Origin of the sequence: Aeromicrobium panaciterrae (assembly GCF_031457275.1) — a bacterium.
GTDB lineage: Bacteria > Actinomycetota > Actinomycetes > Propionibacteriales > Nocardioidaceae > Aeromicrobium > Aeromicrobium panaciterrae_A.
Genome location: NZ_JAVDWH010000001.1, coordinates 317,953 through 344,000, shown reverse-complemented (window position 1 = coordinate 344,000; position 26,048 = coordinate 317,953). Strand labels below are relative to the sequence as shown.

The window sequence follows — 26,048 nt, the reverse complement described above, 5'->3', positions numbered from 1 at the left end:
CACTATGTCAGGAGATGTCGGTCAAGAGGTGTCCGCGCTCTTCGCGACGACGACGCTGTTCGACCGGATCAGGTACGGGTACGGCAGCGATGAGTCGCTTGGTGTACTCCTCCTGCGGGTTGCCCAACACCTGTTCGCGCGGTCCGATCTCGACGAGCTTCCCGTCCTGCATCACCGCTACGCGGTTGGCGAGGGTGTCGACGACCGCCAAGTCGTGGCTGATGAACAGGCATGCGAACTGCAGGCGGTGCTGAAGCTCGGTGAACAGCTCGAGCACGCGAGCCTGCACGGAGACGTCGAGCGCCGACGTTGGTTCGTCGGCGATCAGCAGATCAGGATCGAGCGACAGCGCACGCGCGAGGCTGACGCGCTGACGCTGACCTCCCGAGAGCTCGTGCGGGAAGCGTTCCGCGTACGAACCGCCGAGCTCGACGCTCTCCAGCAGTGAGCGGACCTTGGCGTCGACTTCCTTCTGGGTCATCTCGGTCTGTACGTGGAGCGGCTCGGCGATGCACTGACCGATCGACATACGAGGGTTCAGTGACGAAGCAGGGTCCTGGAAGACGAATCCGAACCGCGACCGGTACGGACGCAGCTCGCGATCGGACAGCCCGGAGATCCGGTTGCCCGACACATCGATCGTTCCCGAGGTGGGTTGCTGCAGGCCAACGGCCGTACGTCCGATCGTCGACTTGCCGGAGCCGGACTCACCGACCAGTCCGAGCACTTCACCCTTGCGCACCTCAAGTGACACATGGTCGACGGCGCGGAATGTTGGCTGCCCGAAACGACCCGGGAATTCGACCACGAGGTCGTCGACCTTGAGTACGAGTTCGTTGGCGTCGACGAGTCCCGGACCATTCTCGCGGCCGAGGTGTGGCACGGCATCGAGCAGCGCACGCGTGTACGGGTGCTTCGGCGATGCGAACAGCTCACGCGATGGTGCCGACTCAACAACGTTGCCGCGATACATCACGACGACGCGGTCGGCCATGTCGGCGACGACACCCATGTTGTGGGTGATCAGCACGATCGCGGTGCCCAAACGGTCGCGCAGCGACAGGAGCAGCTCGAGGATTGCGGCCTGAACCGTCACGTCGAGCGCAGTCGTCGGCTCATCGGCGATGATCACGTCAGGCTCACAGGCAATCGCCATCGCAATGACGACGCGCTGCTTCTGTCCGCCGGAAAGCTGGTGCGGGTAGTAGTCGACGCGGTGCTCGGAGTCGGGCATGCCGACCATCTCCAGCAGCTCGACCGCGCGCTTGCGGGCGTCCTTCTTGGAGATCTTGGTGTGTGCCTGCAAACCTTCGACGATCTGCCACCCGACGGTGTAGACCGGGTTGAGCGCAGTCGACGGTTCCTGGAAGACCATCGAGACCTGGTCGCCGCGAATCGGACGCAACTTGTCCTCAGACATACCGAGCAGCTCGCGGTTGCCGAGAGTGACCGAGCCGCCGACCTCTGCGCTCGATGGGAGCAGGCCGAGAATGGCGCGCGAGCTGACCGACTTGCCGGAACCTGACTCACCCACCACGGCGACGACCTCGCCAGGAGCGACGTCGAAGGTCACGCCGTTGACGGCGTGGACTTGCCCACCGTCGGTCTGGAAGTTGACCTCGAGATTGTTGAGGGACAGCGCCACGACGCGTTTGGGATCCGCGGCGGCAGGTGCCGTACGAACCTCAACCGCAGCGTCCTCGGCGCCGGTGACTTCCTCGAATTTATGGGCGATCTCAGCCTCGTCAGCCGACGTGGTGTCGGTGCCGCGGTTGCGCAGCAGCGGATTGAGGATGTCGTTGAGGCTCTCGCCGACCAGCGTCGCGCCCAGCACGATCAGCACGATCGCGAGACCTGGGAAGACACCGGTCCACCAGATGCCGGAGGAGGCATCGGGCATCGCCTTGTTGAGGTCATAGCCCCACTCAGCTGCGGCCGACGGCTCGATTCCGAAACCGAGGAATCCGAGGCCGGCCAGGGTCAGGATCGCCTCCGACGCGTTGAGCGTGCCGATGACCGGAAGCGACTGCGACACGTTCGAGAAGATGTGCTTGCGCAGGATGCGCGGCGTACGCACGCCAACGACACGGGCGGAGTCAACGTAGGGCTCGACCTTCACCGCAATCGTCGCGTTGCGGATCACGCGGAAGTACTGCGGTATGAAAACCACGGTGATCGAGATCGCCGCGGCCATGATGCCGCCGAAGGCGCTGCTGTTGCCGCCAGACAGAACGATCGCGACGACGATCGCGAGGAGCAGCGACGGGAATGCGTACAGCGCATCCATGACGAGCACGAGGATTCGGTCGAGCCAGCCACCGAGGTAGCCCGACACCAGGCCGAGCGGTACGCCGATGATGCCCGAGAGCAGCACCGCGAGAAGAATGACCTCGACAGCCGTGCGTGTGCCGTAGATGACGCGCGACAGCACATCCGTGCCACCGACCGTCGTGCCGAACCAGTGGGAGGCGGACGGTGCTTGCTGTGTACCGAACACCACGCCATCGGCAGTTCGATCGGCGTTGAAGTTGTAGGGCGCGAGCCATGGCGCGAAGATCGCGATGAACAGGAACGCGGCGATGATCGCGAAGCCCAGCAGCAGCATGAAGCGTTGCAGGCCGTGGGACTGGCGCACGATCGTGGGGACGAACTTCTTGGCAATGCTGGCCATGTCAGAACCTCACTCGGGGGTCGACGAAGGCGACGATGACGTCGATCAGGAAACTGGTCACACCGACGATGATCGCGATGAGGGTGACGATGCCCTGGACGGCCAGGAAGTCGCGTTTGATGAGGTACTCAGCGAGCTGATAGCCGAGGCCCTTCCACTCGAAGGTCGTCTCGGTCAGGATCGCTCCGCCGAGCAGCAGGGCAATCTGCAGACCCATGACGGTGACCACCGGGACCAACGCGTTACGGAACGCGTGCTTGTTGAGGACGCGCCGCTCGCTGACACCACGGGCGCGAGCCGCGGTGACGTAGTCCATGCGCATGGTCTGGAGCAGGTTGACGCGTACGAGGCGGAGGAACACACCGCCGGTGAGTAGACCGAGAGCGATCGCCGGGAGCATGGCGTGCTTGAGTACGTCACCGATCATCGCGGGGTCACCCCACAGGATCGCGTCGAGAATCATGATGTGGGTGTGCGGGTTGACGTCCTGCAGAGTCAGCTCGGTGTTGACCGAGGCGCGCCCGGAGGACGGCCACCCGAACGGCGAGAAAGCCAGCTTGAGCAGGAGTCCGACGAAGAAGACGGGTGCGGCGTACACGAGGATCGCGAAGAGCCGCAGCATCACGTCGGGCAGACGGTCGCGGTAGCGGGCTGCGAGGCGCCCAAGGGGAATGCCGATCGCGAAGGCGACGATGAGGGACCAGAACGCGAGCTCGAGAGTTGCGGCGCCGTTCTCGACGAGGATCGTCGACACCTGGCGATTGTCGGTGAGAGTCGTACCGAAGTCACCGCGGAACAACCCGGAGAGGTACTCCCAGTACTGCGTCAGGATCGGGCGATCGAGACCGGCTTCGGCCTTGCGCTCTGCGATCTGCTGTGGAGAGAGGCGCCCGCCGAGCGCTGCTTGGATCGGGTCGCCGATGACTCGCATGAGCAGGAACACCATCGTGACGAGGACCCACACCATGGGAACCAGGAGTGCGGCGCGTACGAGGAGGTAGCGGGTCAGTGGACTGGGTCCACCGCGGCGTCTCGGTTCAGCCTCGGGTGGGCCCGTCGGTGCCATGATTTCTGCGGTAGTCATCGAAACCTACTTTTTCTGGTTGCTTTGAGAAGCGAGAAGGCGGGTCCGGCCTGAGCCGGACCCGCCTCCTCATTGGTTCACTTCGACAGCGAGGTGAAGCGGAACTTGAACGAAGCGTCGAGGGTTTCCTTGACGCCGTCCACACCGTCCACAGCCACGGCCACCGAGGTGCCCGTCAACAGCGGGAGGTAGGGAACCAGGTCCGCGAGGCGGGTCTGGATCTCCGCAAGCGTCGCTTCACGCGATGCCTGGTCACCATCAGTGCGCTCATCGTCGAGGAGCTTGGTCATCGTGGGATCCGCGAATTCCGTTGCCTCGTCGTTGTAGTGCGAGTTGGTGAAGTTGCCGCTCTTCTTCTTCTCCGTGTCGTACGGAGTCAGGAACGGCGACAGGTAGTTGTCGGCGTCCGGGAAGTCCGGGAACCAACCGAGCTGGAACACGGGGTACGTGTCAGCCGGGTACTCCTCGGAGTAGGTGACCCACTCAGTCGACTGCAGGTTGATCTTGAACAGTCCGGTCGCCTCGAGCTGACGCTTGACCGCGGCGTACTCCTCGGCCGAGCTCGAACCGTAGTGATCCGGGTTGTACTGCAGTGCGATCGTGACCGGAGTCTTGACGCCCGCATCGGTGAGGAATTTCTCCGCAGCGGCCTTGTCCGGTGCGTCACCGTAAGCGTCCTTGAACGCCTCGGTTGCGCCAGCCTGTCCGTCCGGAACCATCGAGTACGCAGGCGTGTAGGTGCCCTTGTAGACCTCGGTGGAGAGCTCCTCGCGGTTGATCGACGAGGCCATGGCCTTGCGGATCGCCAGCTTCTGGTCGGCGTCGTCGCCGGGCATCTTGTTCAGGTTGAACGTGATGTAGCGAAGTTCGCCACCTGCTCCAACCTCAACCTTGAGACCGTCGGTCTTCTCAAGGTCGGCGAGGTCGGTCGGCGTCAGCGAACGGTAGGCGACATCGATGTCCTTGTTCTTGATGTCGAGCTTGAGGTTCTCAGCCTTGGCGTAGTACTTCATCGTGACCTTGTCGGTCTTCGGCTTGCCGTACGTGCCGTCGTAGTCCGGGTTGGCCTTGAACTCAGCGAGCTGGTTCTTGCTGTACTTGGTGATCGTGTACGGACCGGAGAAGCCGTTGGCCTTGACCGCGGCGTCATCGTCGAGAACCTTGTCCGCGGGGTAGGTGTCTTCGTCGACGATCGGACCAGCCGACGTCACGAGGATCTGCGGGAAGGTCACGTCGTTCGGTGCTGCAAGCGTGAACGTGACGGTGGTGTCGTCGGTCGCTTCGACGCTCTTCATCGCACCCAGGAGCGGCGCGGGGCCGTTCGGGTCAGCAATGTCGACGATGCGCTTGTATGAGAACGCCACATCGGAAGCCGTGAGGTCGTTGCCGTTGGCGAACTTCAGACCTGACTTCAAGGTGCAGACGTACTTAGTGGCGTCCTTGGCATCGAATTCGCACTTCTCAGCTGCGTCAGGAGTGAGCTCCGTGCTGCCGGCCGGGAAGTTGAGGAGGTACTGGTAGACCTGCGTCTGGACGTTCAGCGAGCCATTGTCGTACGAGCCGGCCGGGTCGATCGAGACGACCTTGTCAGTCGTACCGACGATGAGGCCTGCGCCGCCGCCGCTGTCCTTGCCGGAGCCACACGCGGCAAGCGCGAGCCCTGCAAGTGCGGTGGCCGCGACGAGCGCGGTTCCGCGTCGGAAGTTCTTCATTGCTCTCCTACATGTTCGAGCCGCGTTGTGCGCAGCGAAGTTGTCCGGATGGTGGACCGAGCCTTCCCGACGCTACCTGCCCGAAGCGCGGGTGGGACCTGCGCGAAGATTGCGATTTGGTTACTGTCCCGCGGTCCCGGCGATTAGGCCACGTCGTACGCTTTGGGCATGAGCCACAACGAGCATCTTGCTGACTTCGACCCCGACATCGCGGCCCTTCTCGATCTTGAGCTGCACCGCCAGCAGTCGACGCTCGAGATGATTGCGTCCGAGAACTTCGCCCCGGTTGCGTCCCTCGAGGCGCAAGGCAGCGTCCTCACCAACAAGTACGCCGAGGGCTACCCGGGCAAGCGCTATTACGGCGGCTGCGAGTTCGTCGACCAGGTCGAGACCATCGCGATCGATCGCCTCAAGCAGCTGTTCGACGCCGAATACGCGAACGTTCAGCCGCACTCCGGTGCTCAGGCCAACGCCGCTGCGCTCCACGCGATTGCCACGGTGGGCGACACGATCCTCGGCCTCGATCTGGCCAACGGCGGTCACCTCACTCACGGCATGAAGCTCAACTTCTCGGGCAAGCTCTACAACCCGATCGCCTATCACGTGGTTCCCGAGACCGGACTCGTCGACATGGACGAAGTACGTGCCCTCGCCCACGAGCACAAGCCGACCGTGATCATTGCCGGTTGGTCGGCCTACCCCCGTCAGCTCGACTTCGCGCTGTTCCGTGAGATCGCCGACGAGGTTGGCGCGAAGCTCTGGGTCGACATGGCGCACTTCGCTGGACTCGTTGCAGCTGGCCTCCACCCGAGCCCGCTCCCCCACTCGCACATCGTGACCACGACGACCCACAAGACGCTGGGCGGTCCGCGCGGTGGCGCGATCCTCACCAACGACGAAGAGATCGCCAAAAAGATGCGTTCGGCGGTGTTCCCCGGACAGCAGGGCGGACCGCTGGAGCACGTCATCGCAGCCAAGGCTGTCGCCTTCAAGATGGCGCTCGAGCCGGCATTCAAGGAGCGCCAGGAGCGCACCATCGAAGGCGCCAAGATTCTCGCCGAGCGCTTGACCGCTGCTGACACCAAGGCAGCTGGCGTCAACGTGCTGACGGGTGGCACCGACGTGCACCTCGTACTCGTTGACCTGCGCGACTCAGAGCTCGACGGCCAGCAGGCCGAGGACCGTCTTCACGAAGTCGGCATCACGGTCAACCGCAACGCTGTGCCGAACGATCCGCGTCCGCCGATGGTGACGTCGGGTCTGCGCATCGGTACGCCGGCGCTCGCGACCCGCGGCTTCGGCGCCGAAGAGTTCACTGAGGTCGCCGACATCATCGCTTCGGCACTGTTGCCGGGTGAGGTCGACATCGAGGGACTGCGCAAGCGGGCAACCGTTCTGGCTGAGCGCTTCCCGCTCTACCCAGACGTCAAGCCGTTCTTGGCGTGAGCCTGAGGCAGTGGTTCCGCCCGGGACTGCTGGGCCTTCACGCGTTCGCTGCGGTAGCCCTGGTCGCGTGCGTCGTGATGGGGCTGTGGCAGCTCGGCGTCTATGACTCGCGCCAGGAGCATGAGCGCGCTGACTCGCAGACCGTCCCCCGCGTTGCACTCGACGGCCTGTGGGGTGCCGACGATCCCTTCGAGAGCCGACTCAACCAGCGCCCCGTGACGATCGATGGCGAGTTCGCGCCTGCCGATGAGCAGATCTGGGTGGCGGGCAAGGTGCAGGACGGCCGCACCGGCGTCTGGCTGCTGGCCCCCGTGAAAGTCGGCGATGCCGCGCTCGCGGTCGTACGTGGGTGGGCCCCGGCGGTGACAGAGTTTCCGGACGTCCCTGCTGGTCAGGTGACGATCGAGGCCACTCTCCAGGGCGGTGAAGGTGGCGGAGCGCCGTTCGATCCCAAGACGCGCGAGATCGGTGCAGTACGCATACCGGCGCTGACGAATGAGCTGCCATACGACCTCTACTCCGGCTTCGCGATCAGCACGACGGCCGAAGTCTCAGGCGGACTGGCGCTGGCCGATCCCCCAACCAAGGACGTGCCGTGGACGACTGGCCTGCGCAATCTCGCGTACGCATTGCAGTGGTGGGTGTTTGGAGCGTTCGCGCTCTTCATGTGGTGGCGGATGACGACCGAGAGCGTGGCCGCTGCGAAGCCGAAGGTAGCCTGACGCCGTGAAGAATCCGAGTGGGCCGCTGCGGCCGTACCAAGTCATCGCCACTGTCGTGGGCATCAACCTGATCTTCGTGTTCACGGCCGCGTTTGCTCAGCGAGCCACCGACGACACGTCGTGGTGGAACCGCAACGACAGCCTGATCTTCACGATCGACCAGGTCCACGGGTTGCTGTTCATGGCACTTCTCGTGCTGATTGCTGTTCTGGCGACTCGCAACGGATGGAAGCCGGCGTTCACGATCTCGACCATGTTGTTGGCAACGATCCCGTTCGTCAGCTTCTGGGCCGAGCGCCGCACAACCCGCAAGGTACGCGGCGCGCAGACTGCCGCCGCCTGACTACTTGCCGCTGAAGGTGGCGTTGCCGGGGCCGTCCTTGAGGAACGACTCCATACCGCCCTGCAGGTCTTCGGTGTTGAAGAGCTCGGAGGCGATCGCCGTCGTGTGAGCGTTGGCCTCGGGTACGCCGCCGGCTTCGAAGTGTCGAAGGATGTCCTTCGCGGCACCGAATGCCTTGGTCGGGCCGATCGCGATCGAGGCGACCAGCTCCATCACGGCATCCTCGAACCCATCGACCGGTAGCACCCGGTTGATGGCGTTCCACCGCTCCAGAGTTGCCGCGTCGTACAGGGCGCCGGTGAATACGAACTCCTTGGCGCGGCCGACACCTGCGCGGGAAGCCAGGCGCTGGGTTCCACCCATGGTCGGCGTGAGTCCGATGACTCGCTCGACCAAGCCGAACTTCGCCTTCTCGGAGGCGACGATGATGTCGCACGCGAGCGCCACCTCGAAAGCCCAGGTCAGGGTGAGGGCGTGCGCTGCGAAGAATGTCGGGATCGGCAGTGCCGCAACGCGGTCTGGCAGCTCAATCATCCGGTCGTACAGCGCCTTGGTGTCGGCAAGCGTCTTCTGGTCGTGAAACTGCGAGACGTCGACTCCGCCTGACACGATCTTGCCTTCGGCGCGAATGAGCAGCGCGCGCGGCAACGACGCCTCGACCTCGTCGAGGGCGCGGTCGAAATCGGCGTGCATCTCGATCGAATAGAGGTTGACCGGAGGTTCGCTGAACGTCAGTACCGCGATGTCATCGCCGACTCGCTCCACGGTGACCGCCATCAGCTGGCGGCTGGATCGTAGGAGCCACCCTTGTCGGCGACCGCGTTGCGGAACGCGATCACCACAGCGGCTGCAATGGCGAGGAAGAAGACCTTTTTGAACATGTCCCCCACCGTATAGGTGGCACTTTGAGTGACGTGAAACGATGGTCAGGATCACACCGAGAGGAATACCCCCTGTGGCATCGAAGCTGATGGCAACATTCAAGACCAACCACGGCGACATCGTCGTTGAGCTCTTCCCCAACCACGCCCCCAAGACCGTCGAGAACTTCGTCGGTCTCGCCGAGGGCACCAAGGAATGGATCGACCCCGAGACCGGCCAGGTTTCAAACAAGCCGTTGTACGACAACCTTGTTTTCCACCGCATCATCCCCGACTTCATGCTGCAGGGCGGCGACCCGCTCGGCTCCGGCATGGGTGGCCCCGGCTACCAGTTCGAGGACGAGTTCCATCCCGACCTGCAATTCGATCGGCCCTACCTCCTGGCGATGGCAAATGCCGGACCGGGAACCAACGGCTCGCAGTTCTTCATCACCGTGATCCCGACGGCTTGGCTCAACCGCAAGCACACCATCTTCGGCGAAGTTGTCGATGATGCAAGCAGGGCTGTGGTTGACGCGATCGCCGTTGTCGAGCGCGACCGTTTCGACCGCCCGATCGAGCCCGTGACGCTTGAGAAGGTTGAGATCGCGCGCACTGAGGGATGAACCTCCCTGCGCAGGACTATCGCTGCTATCGCCACCCTGATCGCGAGGCTTACATCTCGTGTCAGCGGTGCGAGCGGATGATCTGTCCTGACTGCATGCGCGATGCGTCAGTGGGATTCCACTGTCCTGAATGCGTGACGGAGGGCGCGAAGACAATTCGCGCCCCCCGCACCATCGCCGGCGGTGCGGTGTCGGCGTACGACGGCCTGGTCAGCAAGATCCTGATCGGGCTCAATGTCGTCGTCTACATCCTCCAACTGGCTACCGACGACAGAGCAGGGTCGGTCTGTCAGCATGGGGCGATGCAGTCATATGCCGTCGCTGACGGCGACTACTGGCGACTGCTGACGGCGGCTTTCCTGCATGGCAGCCTGCTGCACATCGCGTTCAACATGTACGCGCTCTATCTCTTCGGACCATTCGCTGAGAAGGCTCTCGGCACCGTGCGGTTCATCGCCGCATACATCACGATGGCGATCGCCTCATCGGTGTTCGTCTACTGGCTCGAGACCCCGCAGATTCCAACCATTGGTGCTTCGGGCGCGGTGTTCGGCGTCTTCGGCCTGGTCCTCCTGCTCTTGCTGAAGGCCAAACAGGACGTCACCACTCTCCTGGTGCTGCTCGCGATCAACGCGGTCATCAGCCTGCAGGGAAATATCAGTTGGCAGGGTCACCTCGGCGGTTTCGTCGCGGGCTGCATCCTGGGCGCGGCGTTCGCGTACGCCCCGAGGGAACGCAAACAGGCTGTTCAAGTGCTGGTGTTCGCGGGTGTGTGGATTGCGATGATCGCCGCCATCGTCATCCGTACAGGTCAGCTCAGCTAACAGCGGTGTTATTTATCCACTCCTGTGCACACAGGTGTGGATAACTACAACCGTGTAATTCGACCAGTCACTCCCACTTCATGGCGAAGCCAAAGGCCGCCACGATGAAGCCCATGCCGATGACGAGATTCCACTGGCCGAGATCGGAGTAGAACGGGATCTCAGTCTTGCCATCACTGGTCGTGTAGAACACGACGATCCAGATGAGCCCGATGACGCCCGAGATGACCATGGCTGGTCCGGCCCAGCGGTTGCCGATCACGTTGGACTTGGGGGCCTTGGGTGCTTTGTCTTTCGCCACGACGAACTCCGGATGGTTGCTGCGGCTCTGGTCCGCATCGAATGGGTGCTCTCGGATAGCGTAGTTGGCGACGGTGCAGCGAGGGAGTTCAGGTATGGCCAGGGTCGGCAAGCACGAGCGGCAGAGCTGGACGTTGGCCGTTCTGTCGATCTGTGTGGTTGCGGGCTTCCTCTTCGTCGCTGCGTCGATCAACTCCGACGGCACGGACCTTCGCCCGGCCGGCGGTGACGTGGGCTCCTTGCTCAAGGAACGCTCGGAGCGCATCGCGCACCGACGTGACGATGCACGCGAGTTGAGATCCGACATCGATTCGCTCTCGGCAGGGGTCTCGGGCGCCGCGCTCGACGACTACCGCGACAAGGTCGCCAAGCTCGAACAGCCGACCGGACTGACGGCGCTCCATGGTCCGGGCATTCGCGTCACGCTGACCGATGCTCCCAAGAGTGTTGATCCGGAGGGTGTCGACCCCAATCTCCTGGTGGTGCACCAGCAGGACATCCAGGCGTTCGTCAACGCGCTGCTCGTCGGTGGCGCCGAGGCGGTCTCCCTGCAGGGCCAGCGGCTGATCTCCACGACCGGCATCAAGTGCGTCGGCAACACCGTGGTTCTTGACGGTGTGCCCTACTCGCCGCCCTATGTGATCGAGGCAATCGGCAACAAGTCGACAATGAATGACGAACTGGCGAGGTCACCCGAGACCACCAGCTACCGCCTTTACGTGCAGGCGTACGAGCTCGGCCTCAAGATCGAGACCCTTGAGGACATCGACATGAAGCCTTACGGCGGACCGGTCAGCCTCGAGTATGCGCGCGCGACTTCGTCCTAAGGGTCTTCAGGATCTGGTACGCCCGGGTTGGTCGAGACGGTGATCGTCACCGTCGTTCCCGGAGGAACGACCGTTCCCTCAGGCTTGTCCTGAGCTGCGACTTCGCCTTCGGGTGACAGTGACGCGGGATCCTCGGTGACGTTGACGTTGAGTCCTGCGTCCTCGAGTGCATCGATCGCATCAGACTTGCTCATCCCGACGACGTTGGGCACGGTCGACTGACCCTTGGAGACCTTCAGCGTGACGGTGCTTCCGAAGTCGACGACCTCGCCAGCGGGCGGGTTGCTGTTGATCACCTGATCCTTGGGCAGGCTGCTGTCCTCCTCGGACTTCTTGACCTTGAGTCCCTTGTCCTCGAGCACCTTCTTGGCTTCGTCATACGAGAAGCTGTCGAAGTCCGGAATCGTGACCTGCTCCGGACCGGAGCTGACGATCAGCGTGATCTCGCTCTTCTCGTCGACTTCCTCGCCAGCCGGCGGGTCGGTCGCGATGACGAGACCTTCCTTGAGCTTGTTGTCAGTGCGTTGCTCGGTCTCGGCGGCAACCGAGAAACCGTCGTTTTCTAGTGCGCGCGTGGCGGTGTCGACCGGCATGCCGGTGACGTCCGTGACCTCAACCTGCGGGACCTCCGGCGGCGGCTCGGTCATCTTCATGATGCCCCAGACCAGTGCGGCAAGCAGCAGGACGCCAACGATGCCGATGCCCCACCACTTGGCGGTGTTGTCGTCGTCCTCGTCCTCAGGTGGCAGCGCACGGCGACCTCCACCCACGGTGGTTGTTGCGGCAGCCGGTGCAGCGGGCGCGAGCTGGGTGGTGGCCCCAGCGGCGACGGTTGCGGTCGTCGGCGCATCCACCTGGAGGCCAGCGATAGCGCGCTCAATGTCCTTACGCATGTCAGCGGCGCTCTGGTAGCGGTCTTCGACCTTCTTCGCCAGTGACTTGGCAACGATGTTGTCGATGGTGGAGCTGACATCCGGGTTGAGCTGCGACGGAGGGCGAGCCTCTTCGCGTACGTGCTGGTAGGCCACCGACACCGGGCTGTCGCCGACGAACGGCGGACGACCGGTGAGGAGTTCGTAGAGCAGGCAGCCGGTGGAGTAGATGTCGCTGCGAGCGTCGACGGTCTCGCCGCGAGCCTGCTCGGGCGAGAGGTACTGCGCCGTACCGATGACAGCTGCCGTCTGCGTCATGGCAGACGAGGTGTCGGCAATGGCGCGGGCAATGCCGAAGTCCATGACCTTGACCTGGCCAGACGGGGTCAGCATGACGTTGGCCGGCTTGATGTCGCGGTGGATGATGCCGTTGCGGTGGCTGTAGTCAATGGCGCTGAGTACGTCGGCCGTGATCGAGAGGGCGCGCTCGGGCAGGATCTTGCGACCGTCGGCTGCACCGCGCATGATGTCGCGCAACGTCTGGCCCTCGATGTACTCCATCACGATGTAGGGGACGTGGTTGCCGTGCTTGTCGATCGATTCGCCGGTGTCGTAGACCGCGCCGATCGACGGGTGATTGAGGGCCGCAGTCGACTGGGCTTCCTTGCGGAATCGCGCCTGGAACGTGTCGTCAGCCGCGAGGTCTGAGCGAAGCTGCTTGACGGCTACCGTACGGCCGAGGCGCAGGTCGCGGCCCACTCGCACGTCGGCCATACCGCCGCGTCCGAGAAGCCCACCGAGCTCATAGCGCTCGCCGAGGCGGATTGGCTCATCGACGGGTTCGGTCATGATGTCAGTCTCTCAATACGGTTGTTGGAAGTATGAACTGGTTCGGTGCGCATCGCTGCATTGGACGTTGGTGTGGTCATTTGCCGAGCACCGCTTCGATGACGGCTCGGGCGATCGGCCCGGCGAGTCGGCCACCCGAGATCTCGTCTCGACCAATGTCGGTGGACTCGACGAGAACGGCTACGGCGACCTTGGGGTTGTCGGCAGGTGCGAACGCTACGAACCACGCGTAGGGCGGGCGATCCGGTGTCGACTGAGCCGTACCGGTCTTGCCGCCGACCTCGACTCCGGGGATACGAGCCGATGTTGCCGTACCGACGTCGACCGTGCTGATCAGCATCCGGCGAAGTTTCGCCGCGTTGGACGGACTCATCGCTTCACTAATCCGCTCAGGCTTGGCCTGATCGAGAATGCTGAGGTTGGGCGACCGTACGGTCTTCACGACGTACGGCTTCATGACGTTGCCGTCGTTCGCGACGGCCGCGGTGACCATGGCCATCTGCAGCGGAGTCGCGGCGACCTCGAACTGGCCGATGCCGGAGAGTGCCAGCTCGGTGCGCTCCAGCGGCCGATCGACGGGCGCGAACCGGCTTGCGTTGGACGGCAGCTGTGTCAGCGGTGTGGTGCCGAAGCCGAACTTCTCCGCCTGCTCAGCGAGCTTTTCCTGGCCGATCTTGAGCGCGAGGGAGCCGAAGCTGACATTGCACGAGACGTTGAGGGCGCGTTCAAGGGTGATGGGGTCGCCGCCGCAGTTGCCGCCGTCCTGGTTGGGGAGTTTGAACGACGTACCGGGGAACGACAGGCTGCGGCCACCCTTGACCTTGTCGCTGGGATCCATGTCGAGGTTCTCGAGGGCAGCGGCGGCGGTGACGAGCTTGAAGGTCGATCCGGGTGGCAGAACTTCTTGCGCCGCACGGTTGGACATCGGCCGGTTCGGGCTGGTGGTCAGCTGCTCCCACGCCTTCTGGACCTCGCTGAAGTCGTGACTGGCGAGTCGGTTCGGGTTGTACGACGGCTGGGTCACCATGGCGAGGATGGCGCCGGTCTGGGGGTCAATCGCGGCGACGGCTCCCTTGGTGTCTTCGCCGAGTGCCTCGAGCCCACTCGCTGCGGTCTTCTGCGCCAGCGGGTCGATCGTCAGTTCAACGCTGCCGCCCTTGGGTTGTTTGTTGGAGACGAGGTCGACGACTCGGTTGACGAAGAGACGGTTGTCGCTGCCGGAGAGCACACCGTTCTCGGTGTTCTCGATGCCCCGGTCGTTGCCGAAGATGTAGGAGAAGTAGCCCGTGATCGGCGCGTACAGCTTCCCGTCGGGGTAGCGGCGCTGGAACTTGTATTCGTCCTTGCTCTTCACGCTCTCGGCGATGGGCTTGCCGCTGACGAGGATCGGACCGCGATCGCGCGAGAACTCCTCGTTGATGACGCGCTTGTTGCCGGTCTTCGCGTTGAGGCTGTCGGCCTGAACGAACTGCACGTAGTTGACGTTGACCAGCAGCGCCATGAAGAGCACGAGGGCGGCGATGGCGATATTGCGAATGGGGCGATTCATCGCTTCACCACCTGCGTCTCCTCGTCGTGCTCGAACGTGGAGATCTCAGGCGCCGGTCGACGTGTCTGGTCGCTGATGCGCAGCAGTAGGCCGATGATCACCCAGTTCATGACAATCGATGAGCCGCCTTGCGCCATGAAGGGCGTCGTCAGACCCGTCAGTGGGATGAGCCGGGTGACGCCGCCGATGACGACGAACACCTGAAGCGCGAACGAGAACGCGAGGCCCGCTGCAAGGAGCTTGCCGAAGGCATCACGGCAGGTCAGTGCGATGCGGAGACCGCGCTCGACGATGAGTCCGTAGATCATCAGGATGGCCATCAGGCCAGCGAGTCCGAGCTCTTCACCCATCGACGCGGCGATGAAGTCGGAGAACGAGAACGGGGTCAGTTGTGGACTGCCCAGACCCCAGCCTTGGCCGAGCACACCACCGTGCGCCAGACCGAACAGCCCGTTGATGATCTGGCCGTTGCGGTCCGGGTCGCCGAAGGGATCGAGCCAGGCGTCGAATCGGACGCGTACGTGGCCGAAGGCCAGGTAGCCGAAGTAGGCACCGAGGACGAACAGCACGGCACCAACGACCAGCCATCCGGCGCGCTCGGTGGCGACGTAGAGCATCACGACGAACAAGCCGAAGAACAGCAGCGACGACCCAAGGTCGCGCTGGAAGATCAGGATGCCGACGCTGATGAGCCAGCCGGCCAGGATCGGGCCGAGGTCGCGACCGCGGGGCAGGTCGATGCCGGCAATACGGCGGCCCGCCAGGGCGAGCGCATCACGCTTGACGACGAGATAGCCCGCGAAGAAGATCGCGAGGCATACCTTCGCCGCCTCACCAGGCTGGAAGCTGAACGGTCCGAGGTTGATCCAGATGCGTGCGCCGTTGATGGTGCGGCCGATGCCGGGCATCAGCGGGAGGATCAGTAGCAGGATGGCGACGGCGCCGAACGTGTAGGTCAGTGTCTGCAGTCGGCGGTGGTCACGTACAAGGATCAGGATTGCGGCGAAGGCGGCGATACCGATCGCAGTCCAGACGAGCTGGCCGTTGGCGAACGCTTGGCGATCAGCGTTGACCTGCTGTCGGCCGAGGTCGAGGCGGTAGATCATCGCAAGGCCGAGGCCGTTGAGTGCGATGACGAGCGGGACCAGCACCGGATCGGCGTACGGGGCGACGCGACGCACGATCAGGTGCGTGGCGACGGCGACGACGATCAGAGCGAAGCCGAGCTTGTAGGTGTCACCCGGGATGGTGCCCTCGACCCCAAGTCCTACGGCCGCATATGCAGAGATCCCGATCGTCACCGCCAAGACGGTGAGAAAGAACTCGGCCCCCCGGCGCTTGCGAGGCACCCATGCGGGCGTGGTCATCGCAGCCATACCGCCGAAGAGGTCGACGTCTCTGTGTCTTTGGGTTTGGGCTTGGGAGTCGGCGTTGGGGTCGGCTTGATGGCGACCTGGTCGAGATTCTCGACAATCTGCTCGGCCTCAGCGCGGCTCGACGCCTCGATCCCTGCTCGCACTTGCTTGGCACGGAACTCGGGCAGCGTGGAGACCTCGACCTCGGTGATCTCGTCGACGTGTTGCAACGTGATGCCGGGGATGTCTGCCTGTACGCCCTTGTAGATCGTCACCTTGCCTTCGTGCGATGCGACGAAGTACTGGTTCTGTGACCAGTTGTAAGTGACACCACCGGCGATCGCGAGGATCGCGGCGATCGCGATTCCGAGGGCGGTCCAGCGGAGCCAGCGCCTGCTGCTCGGCGGGCGAGGTGCGTACCGGATCTCTTCGGGGTCGATGGTCTGCGACTCGGCGGTCTTGGGATCGGAGCGCCGACTCGTACGCGGGCGCGCGGGCCCGGCGGCGGCGCCGACCAGCTGCGGCTGCCCGTCGGATGACGCCAAGTTCTCGTCGACCGCGGCGTCCTTGTCGACGAACTCGGCGATGACGACGGTGACGTTGTCGTAGCCGCCGGCTTCGAGCGCCAGACGGACCAGCTCGGTCGCAGCGAGGTCGATCGTCTCGGCGCTGAGGGCCATCTCGATGACGTTGTCGCCAACCATGTCGGAGAGGCCGTCGCTGCAGAGGAGGTAGCGATCACCGAGCATCGGCTGGAGCCAGTTGTAGTCAGCCTCGTTGTCGTCGCGTCCCAGCAGAGCACGCAGCAGCAGGGAGCGATGCGGGTGTACGCGGGCTTCGTCGCGGCTGATCTTGCCTTCATCGACCAGGCTCTGGACGAACGTGTGGTCGGTGCTGATCTGCTCAAGCACGCCGTCGCGCAGACGGTATGCGCGCGAGTCACCCAGGTGAGCGAATGCGATCTTGGAGCCGTCCCACAGCATCGCCTCGAGTGTCGTGCCCATGCCCTCGACCGCAGGGTCGTTGCGAATCAGTTGACCGAGGCGGGCGTTGGCATCCGTGACGGACTGCCGCAGAGCATCCATGGCGTCGCCTTCGAAGCCTTGGTCGAGCTGACGAATGATGTGCATCGCCTCTGCCGAGGCGAGGTCGCCCGCGGCCGCACCACCCATACCGTCCGCGATCACCAGGAGTCGCGGACTGGCATACCCGGAGTCCTGGTTGGCGGGTCGGCGCAGACCGGTGTCAGTCAGCGCGACATAGCGATAGGTAAGAGACGTCATGGACTACTTCTGGAGCTCGACGATGGTCTTGCCGAGTCGGACGGCGATGCCGATACCGATCGGGATGGGCGAGGTGATGCGCTGGCTGCCGAGGTAGGTGCCGTTGGTGGATCCGAGGTCTTCGACGAACCACTGCTCGCCGTTGGTCGCGAAGCGGGCGTGGCGCGTCGACACATAGTCATCGTCGAGTCGGATTGCAGCGTCGGTGCCGCGGCCGAGCAGGATCGGCTTGTCCCCAAGGGGAACACTCTGACCTGCGTTGGGGCCGGAGACGACCTGCAGCTTGGTGGGTACGCCGCGTGGAGCCTTGCGGGCACGCGCCGTCGGTTTGGCCTTGGCCTTCGCCTTGGCCGGACGCACCTGAACGGGTGCCTTGGTGCCGAAGATGTCAGATCGGATGACCGAGACCGCCGACAGCACAAAAAGCCAGAGCACAGCCAGGAATGCGAGCTTGATCAGCGTGAGGGTCAGTTCTGACATCAGGGTGCACCCGTCAGTCGAACGACAATGACGGTGTTGCCGAGGCGAATCTCGGCCCCGTCAGTCACGACACCGCTGCCCACCTTGTGCCCGTTGAGGATCACGCCGTTGGTCGAATCGAGGTCGGTGACGGTGACGTCAGTGTCACCGCCGTTGCGGCTGACCGCGATCTGAGCATGGCGGCGAGAGATGCCTGGGTCGTCGATTTTGAGGTCGGCCTCGTTGCCTCGACCGATGACGAGGCCGGGAGGACTGATGGGGTGCTTCATGCCGTTGACCTCGATGACCACGCCGGATGAGCGGACGGCCGTCTCGGTCATGCGCTGACCTTCGACCGGGGTGACGGCGGAGTTGGTGCGGCTGCGTACGCGGAACCGTCCGGTGCTCAGCTCGCCCGTCTGCTTGAACTCGATGTTCAGTGGACCGGTCATCGTGTAGCGCTGGTCGACGACGTGCTCCTTGACCAGCGTCGCCAGCTCTTCGGCGAGCGTTCCGCTGAACGGCGCCAAGCGCTCGAAGTCGGTTGGTGAGAGTTCGACGGTGAAGTCGTTGGGCACCAGCATGCGCTCGCGTGAAAGGACGTGCGCGGAGTTGTCGACCTCGCGCTGCAGGGCAGCGGCGATCTCGACAGGTTGGACCGCGCTGCGGAACGCGCGCGCGAAGGCGCCGGTTACGGCTCCTTCGAGTCTTTGCTCAAATCGCTGCAGCACCCCCGCCATCAGCTTCCGCCTTTCGTTGTCATCACTGGTGTTCCCTGCGATCGTATCGGGCGACGTCGCAGAGGCGACTTCTCGTGCGCTGCCGGAGTGACGAATCGGACAGCATTTCAGCCTGTTAGACTCATTCCTCGGTCCTGCGCATCGATTGCCGGGGCCGTACGCGCGAGTGGCGGAATGGTAGACGCGCTGGCTTCAGGTGCCAGTGTCCGCAAGGGCGTGGGGGTTCAAATCCCCCCTCGCGCACAAATGACGAAGACCCCGACAACGCTTTTCTGTCGGGGTCTTCGACATTTATTAGGCAGAGTGGATTGGAAGGAGCCGCTCCGGGCTCCCTCGCATGTTTGTCCGTTAGACGAGCTTGAGCCAGGCCACCATCAGTTCGGTTGCCAGTTGGTCGTCATCCACGGTTCCGTTCACATTGGCGACCACCTTGTACAGGACGTCGCCCTTCTTCGCGTACAGGTCGCCTGATTGAACGTAGGAACCGGCCGGCAGTTCTGGGTTGTCGAGCATCGTCGCGTACTGGGGATCGGGGTTGGCGTAGTTGTCAATATCGAACTGGTCGGTGTCGATCAGGAAGTACACGCCGACGTTGTTGTCGTCGCCCACGTACGCACACCCGACGGTGCCCTGGTCCTCGACAGGCAGAACCTTGGCGCCGATGATCGATTCAACATCGGCTTCGGACGGAATCGACGAACAGGCGCCCTTGTCGTCCGAGGCCTGGGAGGTGTCGTCGCCCGACCCTCCGGTGTCCTTGGTGTCGCTGCCGCATGCGGTCAGGGTGAGGGTGGATACGGCGATGAGAACCACAAAAACACGGGAGAGAATCATGGGCCGACCATATAAGCATCCGCCCGGATTGCGGCAGGTTTCGACTACTTCCAGGCGTTGATGGTCGCTGCCGCGACGCGGCCTTCGCGGACACGCTGCGGGTGATCGCCGACCGCGATGCGCTTGATGATCTTCTTGGTCGCGTAGTCGATGACCGCAACCTGATCATTGCCGCTGGTCGACATCCAGCACGTCTTGCCGCCGGGGCCGGTGGTGGCCCAGTACGGCTTGGGGCCGACATCGAGGATCTTGTAGCTGAAGGTCTTGCGGCTCACGATCGCCGCGTAGTCGGACATCGTGCCGGCCACGCACAGCGAGGTGCCGGCCGCGTTCATCGCGATGCCGTGGTGCGCGGAGTTGAGAACGTACTTCGACTTGGGAATCTTCTGTGCGGCTGCGCTTTGCGGGAGGTTGGCCAAGCGGACGACCTTGCCGGCGCCCTTGGTGTCGAACTCGACGAACCCGTGGAAGTACGAAACCTGCAGGTAGACGTACCGCTCGTCAGGAGCGACTGCCATCGGCCGCACTGCCGAACTCATACCGGGGTAGCCCGCCTCGGCGAGCTTGGCGCCCATGTCCCACGTCTTCAGGATCTTGAACGACTTGTTGTCGACGATCTGGAAGACCTGCTTGCCCTTCGCGATCTTGTTGACGCTGCCGTTGCCGCTCAGATCCGCGGGCACGTAGACGCGACCGATGCTGGCGTGGAAGATCTTGCCGCCGTCCTTCGTGTAGTTGCTCTCATGGGGTGTATCGCCTGAGGGGAACTCGCGGAGCTTGGCGCCGGTACGGATGTTCAGCTCGTGCACCTTGTTGGCCGTCGAATCGGAGACCAGGAGCTTGGTGCCGTCAGGAGAGACGCCCATGTGATCGGTGCGGTAGCCCTCCATCGGGAAGCGCCACACGATCTTGCCGCTCGCGATGTTGATGCCGACAACATCGGCCAGGCTCGGACGCGAGACGGCGAGGATCTTGCCGTCGGGGGTGCTGAACATGTCGTCGTTGAACTGGTCGTGGCCTTCGCCGACCAGCTGTCCGATCGCGAGATAGAACGCCAGCGCGACCGGGTCCTTCTGAATCGCGGCGATCCGTTCCTTGCGGTCGGGTGCGACGTCGATGCGCTTGAGTCGCTTGAACGTCACCGGGTCAATGACGTCGGTCGTGCCGTCCCAGTTGTTGCCGACAAACATGACGGTCTTGGGAGTGGTGGTCGCGGCATCTGCGCCCCCTCGGGCGATGGTCCATACGGCCATCGGGGCGATCAGAGCAAGAACAAGCGAGAGCTTCAGTGTGCGGCGCATGACGTAATCAACGCGCGGACACTGCTGTTGGTTATGACAACGAGTGGTTCAGCTCGCGACTGAGCGCTGCCCGACCATCTCGGCACGCTCGGATTCGCTGAGCCCTCCCCACACGCCGTACGGCTCCTGCGCCCTGAGCGCGTGCTGGCGGCAACTCTCGATCACGGGGCACTGACGGCACAGGGCCTTGGCGGCGTCTTCACGGCGGATGCGCTTGGCACCACGCTCGGCTTCCGGCGAGAAGAAGACCTCCGAGTCCATGTCCATGCACAAACCGTCGTACTGCCAGTCGTACACATCCATCAGGGGTAGGGGGAGCCTCTTGATGTTGACCATGACCCCTATTTCCCCGAATGGCCGTTCCCTAAACGTGTGCAGATAACATCGCGGAATGACTGAACCGCGGGTGATCACCGAGATCGACGGCCAGATCGCGTACGTGTGGCTCAACCGGCCCGACAAGCTCAACGGCGTCGACCTCGAGCTGATCGAGGAGCTCATCGCAGCAGCTGAGGCGCTCAAGTCGAATCGCGACGTCCGCGCAGTGGTCTTGCAGGGCAAGGGACGCTCGTTCTGCGCGGGCCTCGACTTCGGCGCAGCCTTCAAGGACAAGAAGAAGGTCGCACGCTTCTTCCTCGCCGGCCCCCGCCTGGTCAACAAGTTCCAGAAGGTCACGACGATCTGGCGCGATCTGCCCTTGCCGGTCATCGCCGTGGTGCACGGCCATTGCTACGGCGCAGGTGTGCAGCTCGCCGCCGGTGCTGACTTCCGGTTCACGACCCCCGACGCAACGTGGTCAATCCTGGAAGCCAAGTGGGGTCTGGTGCCCGACATGGGCGGAACTGTCCCCTTCGGTGATCAGATGAAGGCCGATGACGTCATGCGACTGTCGATGACGGGCGAGCAGATCACTGGAACGCGCGCCGTCGAAGTCGGACTCGCAACCGAAGCAGTCGACGAGCCGATCAAGGCGGCGCTTGAACTCATCGAAAAGCTCGTCGAACGGTCGCCGGACTCGGTCGCAGCGACCAAGAAGCTCCTGTACGCCAACCGTCGCGGCAGCCTTCGCGCCGCGTTGAGGCTTGAGCGCAAGCTCCAGGCGACGATGTTCAAGTCGGTCAACACCAAGATTGCTCGCGAGGCCGCGACGGCCAAGCAGCCGGCGGCATACAAGCCCCGTACCTTCAAATAGGGTCCGGTCGCGCACCGTTGCTAGGGTGTCCCGGTGGCCGAGAAGAGCAAGAAGGTAGCCAACCAGTACGAGCGTGGTTACGACTACACGAAGTACTGGGACAATCGCGACTACGAGAACGCCGCCGAGCACATCGCGATCCGGCGCCTCCTCAAGGGTCAGCACTACGGCAGCGCAGCCGACATCGGCGGTGGCTTCGGTCGCCTGTGCATCCTGCTGCGTACGTTCGCCGACAAGGTCACTCTTGCCGAGCCAGCCGCGAGCCAGCTCGAGGCAGCCAAGAAGGTGCTCGAGGGCACCGACATCGTGCAGGCGCAGATGCAGGCCGACGACCTCAAGTTCGCCGATGGCGAGCTCGACCTGGTGACGATGGTCCGCGTCATGCACCACATCCCCGAGCCGTCAGCTGAGTTCGCCGAAATCTCGCGCGTCCTGGCGCCGGGCGGCACCGCGATCATCGAGGTCGCCAACTACGGCCACTTCAAGAACCGTCGCCGTCACAAGAAGGAAGGCATCGAGCTCCCCAAGGAGCCGGTCAGTATCCGTACGGTCAAGGCCGACGAGCCGGACGCGATTGCCTTCGTCAACCACAACATCGACACCGTCGTGGGACAGCTCGCCGCGGCAGGACTGACGCTCGAGAGCAAGCTCTCGGTGTCCAACCTTCGCAGTGAGCGGGTCAAGAAGACGCTGCCGAAGAGCGCGATGCTGTTGATCGAGCGCGCGACTCAGAAGCGTCTGGCGCGCAACAACTTCGGCCCGAGCATCTTCCTCAAGCTCCGCAAGGCGTAGTTAGCCCGCGGTGGCGTAACGCTTCGCGGCGCGTTCCTTGGCCTTCGCGGCCTCGATCTCGCGATCCTTCGGCGGAGCGTTGGTCACCAAGTCCTCGAGCAGGTGCCCCGTGATGTGGGCGATCTCGGCAACGGCGTTGTTGAACGCTTCCTCGTTGGCCTTCGACGGCTTGGTCGATCCACTCACCTTGCGGACGTACTGGAGCGCGGCAGCCTGGACCTCATCATTGGTCGCGGCGGGCTCAAAGTTGTGAAGGGTTCGAATGTTTCGGCACATGCCTTCAGGCTAGATCAGCCCCTAGAGCACGTCGAGACGTCGGAGCACGTTGCGTACGTGAGTGAGAGCGCCCTTCGCCTGCAGCCCCATCGTGTCGTCGAAGTAGAGGCCGTCGCCGATCAGCTGGATCGTGCGAGCGAGTGCCTCGTCGCCGAGGTGCTCACGCAGCACCGTGAACCAGCCATCGCGAAGGTCGGCCAAGGCTTCCGACGCGCGCTGGTCGTGCTCCTGGGCGATGCGTGCCGCGGCGACAAGAGCGCGGTCGAAGTCGCTGCCGGTGTGCGCTGAGGTGCTCAAGTAGTAGTCGACGGGACCCTTCTTGGCCGTACGCATCTTCGCGGCGTCTGCGGCACCTTGCTCGCGCAGTCGAGCGAGCATGCCGACGACCAACTCGTCCTTGCTCGGGAAGTGATAGAGCAGCCCGCCCTTGGACACCTTGGCGTCGGCGGCAACGGCATCGAGGGTCGCGGCTCGGCTTCCGGCGGTCACCAGAAGGGTCTCGAAGGAGTCGAGGACCCGGTCCCGGGTCGATCGCTCAGCGGCTGCCATGCGCCCAGCCTAATGGAGGGGAATATCACCCTCGCTCCATTCGTTCTCTATACCGTCCAGCCGGTACAGTAGAACGCAACAGATGCAGCAGAAGGAGGACAGCTATGACGATCATTGACTCGCGCTATGTCGCGGACACAACGCGCCGCGCAGGACCACGAGAGTGGATCGCGCTTGCGGTGCTGATGCTGCCTGTTCTCCTGACCTCGATCGACAACACCGTGCTGAGCTTCGCTCTGCCTCAGGTGAGTTCGGCGCTCCACCCGACGGGTGAGCAGATGCTGTGGCTCGTCGACATCTACCCGCTGATGCTCGCGGGACTCCTGGTTCCGATGGGCAGCCTCGGCGACCGCATCGGCCGCCGGCGACTGCTGCTGATCGGTGCGATCGGTTTCGGCATCGCGTCGGTATGCGCGGCATACAGCCCGACAGCTGAGGCGCTGTTCGCTTCGCGTGCGCTGCTCGGTGTATTCGGCGCGACGCTGATGCCGTCGACTCTGTCGCTGATCCGCAACATCTTCGAGAACCGTGAAGACCGTCGGCTCGCGATCGCTGCCTGGGCAGCGATGTTCGCCGGCGGCGCGGCGCTCGGTCCAGTTGTCGGCGGATGGTTGCTCGAGCACTTCTGGTGGGGCTCTGTGTTCTTCATCAACGTGCCGATCATTGCGATCTTCCTGATCGCCGCCGTCGTGCTGCTCCCCGAGTCGCGCGACCCACGTCCGGGGCGCATCGACGTGCCCAGCATCGGTCTGTCGCTCGCAACCATGCTGCCGATCGTGTTCGCCATCAAGCAGTTCGCCGAGCACGGCATCAGCGACCTCACGGTTCTGAGCCTCGCGATCGGTGTTACGAGCGCGGTTGTGTTCGTACGTCGCCAGCAACGCATCGCAGACCCGATGATCGACCTCGCGTTGTTCTCGGATCGCGTGTTCAGCGGCGCCATCGTCGCGAACCTGCTGAGCCTCATGGGCTACGCCGGATTCATCTTCTTCGCCGCGCAGTTCCTGCAGCTCGGCATGGGGCTGTCGCCGATGTCGGCCGCCATGGCGCTCTTGCCTGGCCTGCTCGTCACAGTGCTCGGTGGCTTCGCTGCTGTGCGCCTCGTGCGTTTCGTGCCGGCGCGGGTTGTTGTTGCTGCCAGCTTCGTGATGTCCGCTTCGGGCTACGCCATCGCGGCATTCCTCGGCACGCCGTCGACGTGGTCAATCATGGTCGCGTTCGCTGTGCTCGGACTCGGTATCGGTTTGGCGGAAACGTTGACGAACGATCTGATGCTCAGCAGCGTTCCGCCGAACAAGGCGGGAGCGGCTTCGGCCATCTCGGAGACTGCGTACGAGGTTGGCGCCGTGCTGGGTACGGCCGTACTCGGCAGCGTGCTCACCTCGACGTACCGCTCACACCTCACGGTGCCGGCGGTCGCGCAATGGGGCGAGAACGACTCGTCGTTCGAGTCGCTCGGCGGCACGGTGCAGTACGCGGAGTACTTCCCGAACGTCGTTGGCGAGCGACTGATGGCGTCCGCGCAGGCGGCGTTCGACCTTGGTGTTCAGCGCACGTCGGCGGTGGCGATCGTGATCGCCCTCGCCGCAGCCTGGGTCGCCTGGCGCACGCTCAAAGACGCCTGACCACCAAGAACGCCCCCGGTGATCCGGGGGCGTTCGACTTTTGGTCTAGAGCTACGCCTTCTTCTTGAGGAGCAGGCCGAGCACGATCGTGACAATGGTGCCGAGCACGCCGCCGCCGACGGCCTGACTGGCAACCGCCGTGACGTCAGTACCCGCGGTTCCGGAGCCGAGAACGCTCGTCAGCAGACCACCCAGACCGCCACCGACGCCACCACCCAGGATGCTGCCGAGTCCGCCGGGGCTGGGGGTCTTGGGCTGCTTCTCGGCAGCCTGACCGCCTGCTGCACCGGCAAGGACGCTGGCGATGATTCCGCCGAGACCGAAGTCTGTTGCCATCAGGTTCTCCTTCTAGATGTCGCCTGACGGTTCAAGCGAACGGTTTCAAACTAGACCCGTCGCGAGCCGGAATGGAAGCATCTCAACGCTCAAGCAGGCGCGCCGAAAAAGCCCTGTGCCTTGGTTCCGGACGAGTCCAGGCTGTCGCCGAGTTTGCCGAGAGCCGCACCGACGTTGCCGAGGATGTCAGCCAGTCCGACCAGGTCGTCAGCGAGTCCGCCGAGGCTGGTCGTCGTGCCGTGGATGGTCTTGGCAGCACCGCTGAGCTGCTTGGCGGGACCGCCCATGAGCGGCACACCCTTGATGTCGTCAGCCGCGTCAGTCACGAACTTGGCGACCGAGGCGAGGTTCTCGGCGATGGATCCGAGCGTCTTGGCGCTGCTGCCGAGCTTGGTGGTGGCACCGGACTTGCCGTCGTCGCCGACCAGTGCGAGTCCTGCTGCGCGAGCCTGACCGCCCGCCTCGGACAGCCCGCTGGCCAGGGTGCGAATGAGGTCGGGGATCTCTTTGGCGAACTGAGCACTGTTGGCCAGATCGTCCTTGTTATCCCAGACGAGGTCGATGACTTCTTGCAGCTTCTTAGAGTCGAAGCCGCCGAGCAGCTTGCCGAGATCCACCATG

At 63.8% G+C, this 26,048-nt stretch carries 26 protein-coding genes, 1 tRNA gene and 1 pseudogene; 10 read left to right on the top strand and 18 right to left on the bottom strand.

The window, feature by feature from the left end; translation table 11 throughout:
* Positions 1-7: 7 nt before the first annotated feature.
* The 3 genes from J2X11_RS01725 to J2X11_RS01715 form a co-directional block, all read right to left on the bottom strand.
* Positions 8-2,671: a dipeptide ABC transporter ATP-binding protein gene (locus J2X11_RS01725; protein ID WP_309965937.1), complete on the bottom strand. Its 2,664-nt coding sequence runs from the start codon at positions 2,669-2,671 to the stop codon at positions 8-10.
* A 1-nt stretch (position 2,672) separates the two neighbouring features.
* Positions 2,673-3,755, bottom strand: a complete 1,083-nt coding sequence (locus J2X11_RS01720; protein ID WP_309965934.1) for an ABC transporter permease — start codon at positions 3,753-3,755, stop codon at positions 2,673-2,675.
* A 77-nt stretch (positions 3,756-3,832) separates the two neighbouring features.
* Positions 3,833-5,467 carry an ABC transporter substrate-binding protein gene (locus J2X11_RS01715; RefSeq protein WP_309965931.1) on the bottom strand — a complete coding sequence of 545 codons (1,635 nt, stop codon included), beginning with the start codon at positions 5,465-5,467 and terminating at the stop codon, positions 3,833-3,835.
* Positions 5,468-5,635: 168 nt separating this feature from the next.
* Between J2X11_RS01715 and glyA the strand changes: the two genes are divergently transcribed.
* Genes glyA through J2X11_RS01700 form a run of 3 tightly spaced genes read left to right on the top strand, consistent with a single transcriptional unit; the run spans position 5,636 to position 7,978 of the window.
* On the top strand, positions 5,636-6,913 hold the full coding sequence (gene glyA, locus J2X11_RS01710; RefSeq protein WP_309965928.1) for a serine hydroxymethyltransferase: 1,278 nt from the start codon (positions 5,636-5,638) through the stop codon (positions 6,911-6,913).
* A complete protein-coding gene (locus tag J2X11_RS01705; RefSeq protein WP_309965926.1) occupies positions 6,910-7,635 on the top strand; it encodes an SURF1 family protein in 726 nt (241 codons plus the stop codon). The genes glyA and J2X11_RS01705 overlap by 4 nt, the downstream gene beginning before the upstream one ends.
* Before the next feature lie 4 nt (positions 7,636-7,639).
* Positions 7,640-7,978 carry a DUF3817 domain-containing protein gene (locus tag J2X11_RS01700; RefSeq protein ID WP_309965923.1) on the top strand — a complete coding sequence of 113 codons (339 nt, stop codon included), beginning with the start codon at positions 7,640-7,642 and terminating at the stop codon, positions 7,976-7,978.
* Here the strand turns inward: J2X11_RS01700 and J2X11_RS01695 are convergent, their stop codons facing one another.
* Positions 7,979-8,755, bottom strand: coding sequence for an enoyl-CoA hydratase/isomerase family protein (locus J2X11_RS01695; protein WP_309965920.1), 777 nt, complete (start codon positions 8,753-8,755; stop codon positions 7,979-7,981).
* A 193-nt stretch (positions 8,756-8,948) separates the two neighbouring features.
* On the opposite strand from J2X11_RS01695, the gene J2X11_RS01690 reads away from it, so the two are divergent.
* Positions 8,949-9,464, top strand: a complete 516-nt coding sequence (locus J2X11_RS01690; RefSeq protein WP_396127864.1) for a peptidylprolyl isomerase — start codon at positions 8,949-8,951, stop codon at positions 9,462-9,464.
* A 134-nt stretch (positions 9,465-9,598) separates the two neighbouring features.
* Complete coding sequence (locus J2X11_RS01685) at positions 9,599-10,288, top strand: rhomboid family intramembrane serine protease (protein WP_309965914.1); 690 nt, start codon at positions 9,599-9,601, stop codon at positions 10,286-10,288.
* Between the two features lie 67 nt (positions 10,289-10,355).
* Here the strand turns inward: J2X11_RS01685 and J2X11_RS01680 are convergent, their stop codons facing one another.
* Positions 10,356-10,589, bottom strand: coding sequence for a cell division protein CrgA (locus J2X11_RS01680; protein WP_309965912.1), 234 nt, complete (start codon positions 10,587-10,589; stop codon positions 10,356-10,358).
* A 94-nt stretch (positions 10,590-10,683) separates the two neighbouring features.
* On the opposite strand from J2X11_RS01680, the gene J2X11_RS01675 reads away from it, so the two are divergent.
* Complete coding sequence (locus J2X11_RS01675) at positions 10,684-11,415, top strand: DUF881 domain-containing protein (protein ID WP_309965909.1); 732 nt, start codon at positions 10,684-10,686, stop codon at positions 11,413-11,415.
* A 41-nt stretch (positions 11,416-11,456) separates the two neighbouring features.
* Here J2X11_RS01675 and pknB read toward each other — a convergent pair.
* The 6 genes and pseudogenes from pknB to J2X11_RS01645 all read right to left on the bottom strand — a co-directional run.
* Positions 11,457-13,136 (bottom strand): annotated as a pseudogene (gene pknB / locus J2X11_RS01670) (Stk1 family PASTA domain-containing Ser/Thr kinase); the annotation flags it as partial.
* A 76-nt stretch (positions 13,137-13,212) separates the two neighbouring features.
* The gene (locus tag J2X11_RS01665) at positions 13,213-14,685 is read right to left on the bottom strand and encodes a peptidoglycan D,D-transpeptidase FtsI family protein (RefSeq protein ID WP_309965903.1); all 1,473 of its coding nucleotides are present in this window, start codon (positions 14,683-14,685) and stop codon (positions 13,213-13,215) included.
* On the bottom strand, positions 14,682-16,052 hold the full coding sequence (locus tag J2X11_RS01660; RefSeq protein WP_309965899.1) for an FtsW/RodA/SpoVE family cell cycle protein: 1,371 nt from the start codon (positions 16,050-16,052) through the stop codon (positions 14,682-14,684). Before J2X11_RS01660 ends, J2X11_RS01665 begins: the two co-directional genes overlap by 4 nt.
* Entirely contained in the window at positions 16,049-17,323 is a 1,275-nt protein-coding gene (locus J2X11_RS01655) for a PP2C family protein-serine/threonine phosphatase (RefSeq protein WP_309965895.1), read from the bottom strand. Before J2X11_RS01655 ends, J2X11_RS01660 begins: the two co-directional genes overlap by 4 nt.
* 3 nt (positions 17,324-17,326) lie before the next feature.
* The gene (locus J2X11_RS01650; protein ID WP_309965892.1) at positions 17,327-17,803 is read right to left on the bottom strand and encodes an FHA domain-containing protein FhaB/FipA; all 477 of its coding nucleotides are present in this window, start codon (positions 17,801-17,803) and stop codon (positions 17,327-17,329) included.
* Positions 17,803-18,522 (bottom strand): DUF3662 and FHA domain-containing protein, encoded by a 720-nt coding sequence (locus tag J2X11_RS01645; RefSeq protein ID WP_309965888.1) that lies wholly within the window; start codon positions 18,520-18,522, stop codon positions 17,803-17,805. Before J2X11_RS01645 ends, J2X11_RS01650 begins: the two co-directional genes overlap by 1 nt.
* Before the next feature lie 160 nt (positions 18,523-18,682).
* Here J2X11_RS01645 and J2X11_RS01640 point away from each other — a divergent pair.
* Positions 18,683-18,765, top strand: a tRNA-Leu gene (locus J2X11_RS01640).
* A 105-nt stretch (positions 18,766-18,870) separates the two neighbouring features.
* On the opposite strand, the gene J2X11_RS01635 is transcribed toward J2X11_RS01640, so the two are convergent.
* The 3 genes from J2X11_RS01635 to J2X11_RS01625 are packed head-to-tail and all read right to left on the bottom strand — an operon-like array spanning position 18,871 to position 20,993.
* Complete coding sequence (locus J2X11_RS01635) at positions 18,871-19,356, bottom strand: hypothetical protein (RefSeq protein ID WP_309965885.1); 486 nt, start codon at positions 19,354-19,356, stop codon at positions 18,871-18,873.
* Between the two features lie 44 nt (positions 19,357-19,400).
* Entirely contained in the window at positions 19,401-20,657 is a 1,257-nt protein-coding gene (locus J2X11_RS01630) for a YncE family protein (protein ID WP_309965883.1), read from the bottom strand.
* A gap of 48 nt (positions 20,658-20,705) precedes the next feature.
* Positions 20,706-20,993, bottom strand: coding sequence for a WhiB family transcriptional regulator (locus J2X11_RS01625; RefSeq protein ID WP_309965880.1), 288 nt, complete (start codon positions 20,991-20,993; stop codon positions 20,706-20,708).
* A 55-nt stretch (positions 20,994-21,048) separates the two neighbouring features.
* On the opposite strand from J2X11_RS01625, the gene J2X11_RS01620 reads away from it, so the two are divergent.
* Positions 21,049-21,849, top strand: coding sequence for a crotonase/enoyl-CoA hydratase family protein (locus J2X11_RS01620; protein ID WP_309965877.1), 801 nt, complete (start codon positions 21,049-21,051; stop codon positions 21,847-21,849).
* A gap of 33 nt (positions 21,850-21,882) precedes the next feature.
* Complete coding sequence (locus J2X11_RS01615) at positions 21,883-22,641, top strand: class I SAM-dependent methyltransferase (RefSeq protein WP_309965874.1); 759 nt, start codon at positions 21,883-21,885, stop codon at positions 22,639-22,641.
* Here the strand turns inward: J2X11_RS01615 and J2X11_RS01610 are convergent, their stop codons facing one another.
* Entirely contained in the window at positions 22,642-22,917 is a 276-nt protein-coding gene (locus J2X11_RS01610) for a DUF2277 domain-containing protein (protein ID WP_309965871.1), read from the bottom strand.
* Between the two features lie 21 nt (positions 22,918-22,938).
* A complete protein-coding gene (locus J2X11_RS01605; protein ID WP_309965869.1) occupies positions 22,939-23,466 on the bottom strand; it encodes a TetR/AcrR family transcriptional regulator in 528 nt (175 codons plus the stop codon).
* 104 nt (positions 23,467-23,570) lie between these two features.
* Between J2X11_RS01605 and J2X11_RS01600 the strand changes: the two genes are divergently transcribed.
* The gene (locus J2X11_RS01600; protein WP_309965864.1) at positions 23,571-25,091 is read left to right on the top strand and encodes an MFS transporter; all 1,521 of its coding nucleotides are present in this window, start codon (positions 23,571-23,573) and stop codon (positions 25,089-25,091) included.
* Positions 25,092-25,142: 51 nt separating this feature from the next.
* Here the strand turns inward: J2X11_RS01600 and J2X11_RS01595 are convergent, their stop codons facing one another.
* Entirely contained in the window at positions 25,143-25,427 is a 285-nt protein-coding gene (locus J2X11_RS01595) for a hypothetical protein (RefSeq protein ID WP_309965861.1), read from the bottom strand.
* A gap of 89 nt (positions 25,428-25,516) precedes the next feature.
* Positions 25,517-26,047, bottom strand: a complete 531-nt coding sequence (locus J2X11_RS01590; protein ID WP_309965858.1) for a hypothetical protein — start codon at positions 26,045-26,047, stop codon at positions 25,517-25,519.
* Position 26,048: the final 1 nt, after the last annotated feature.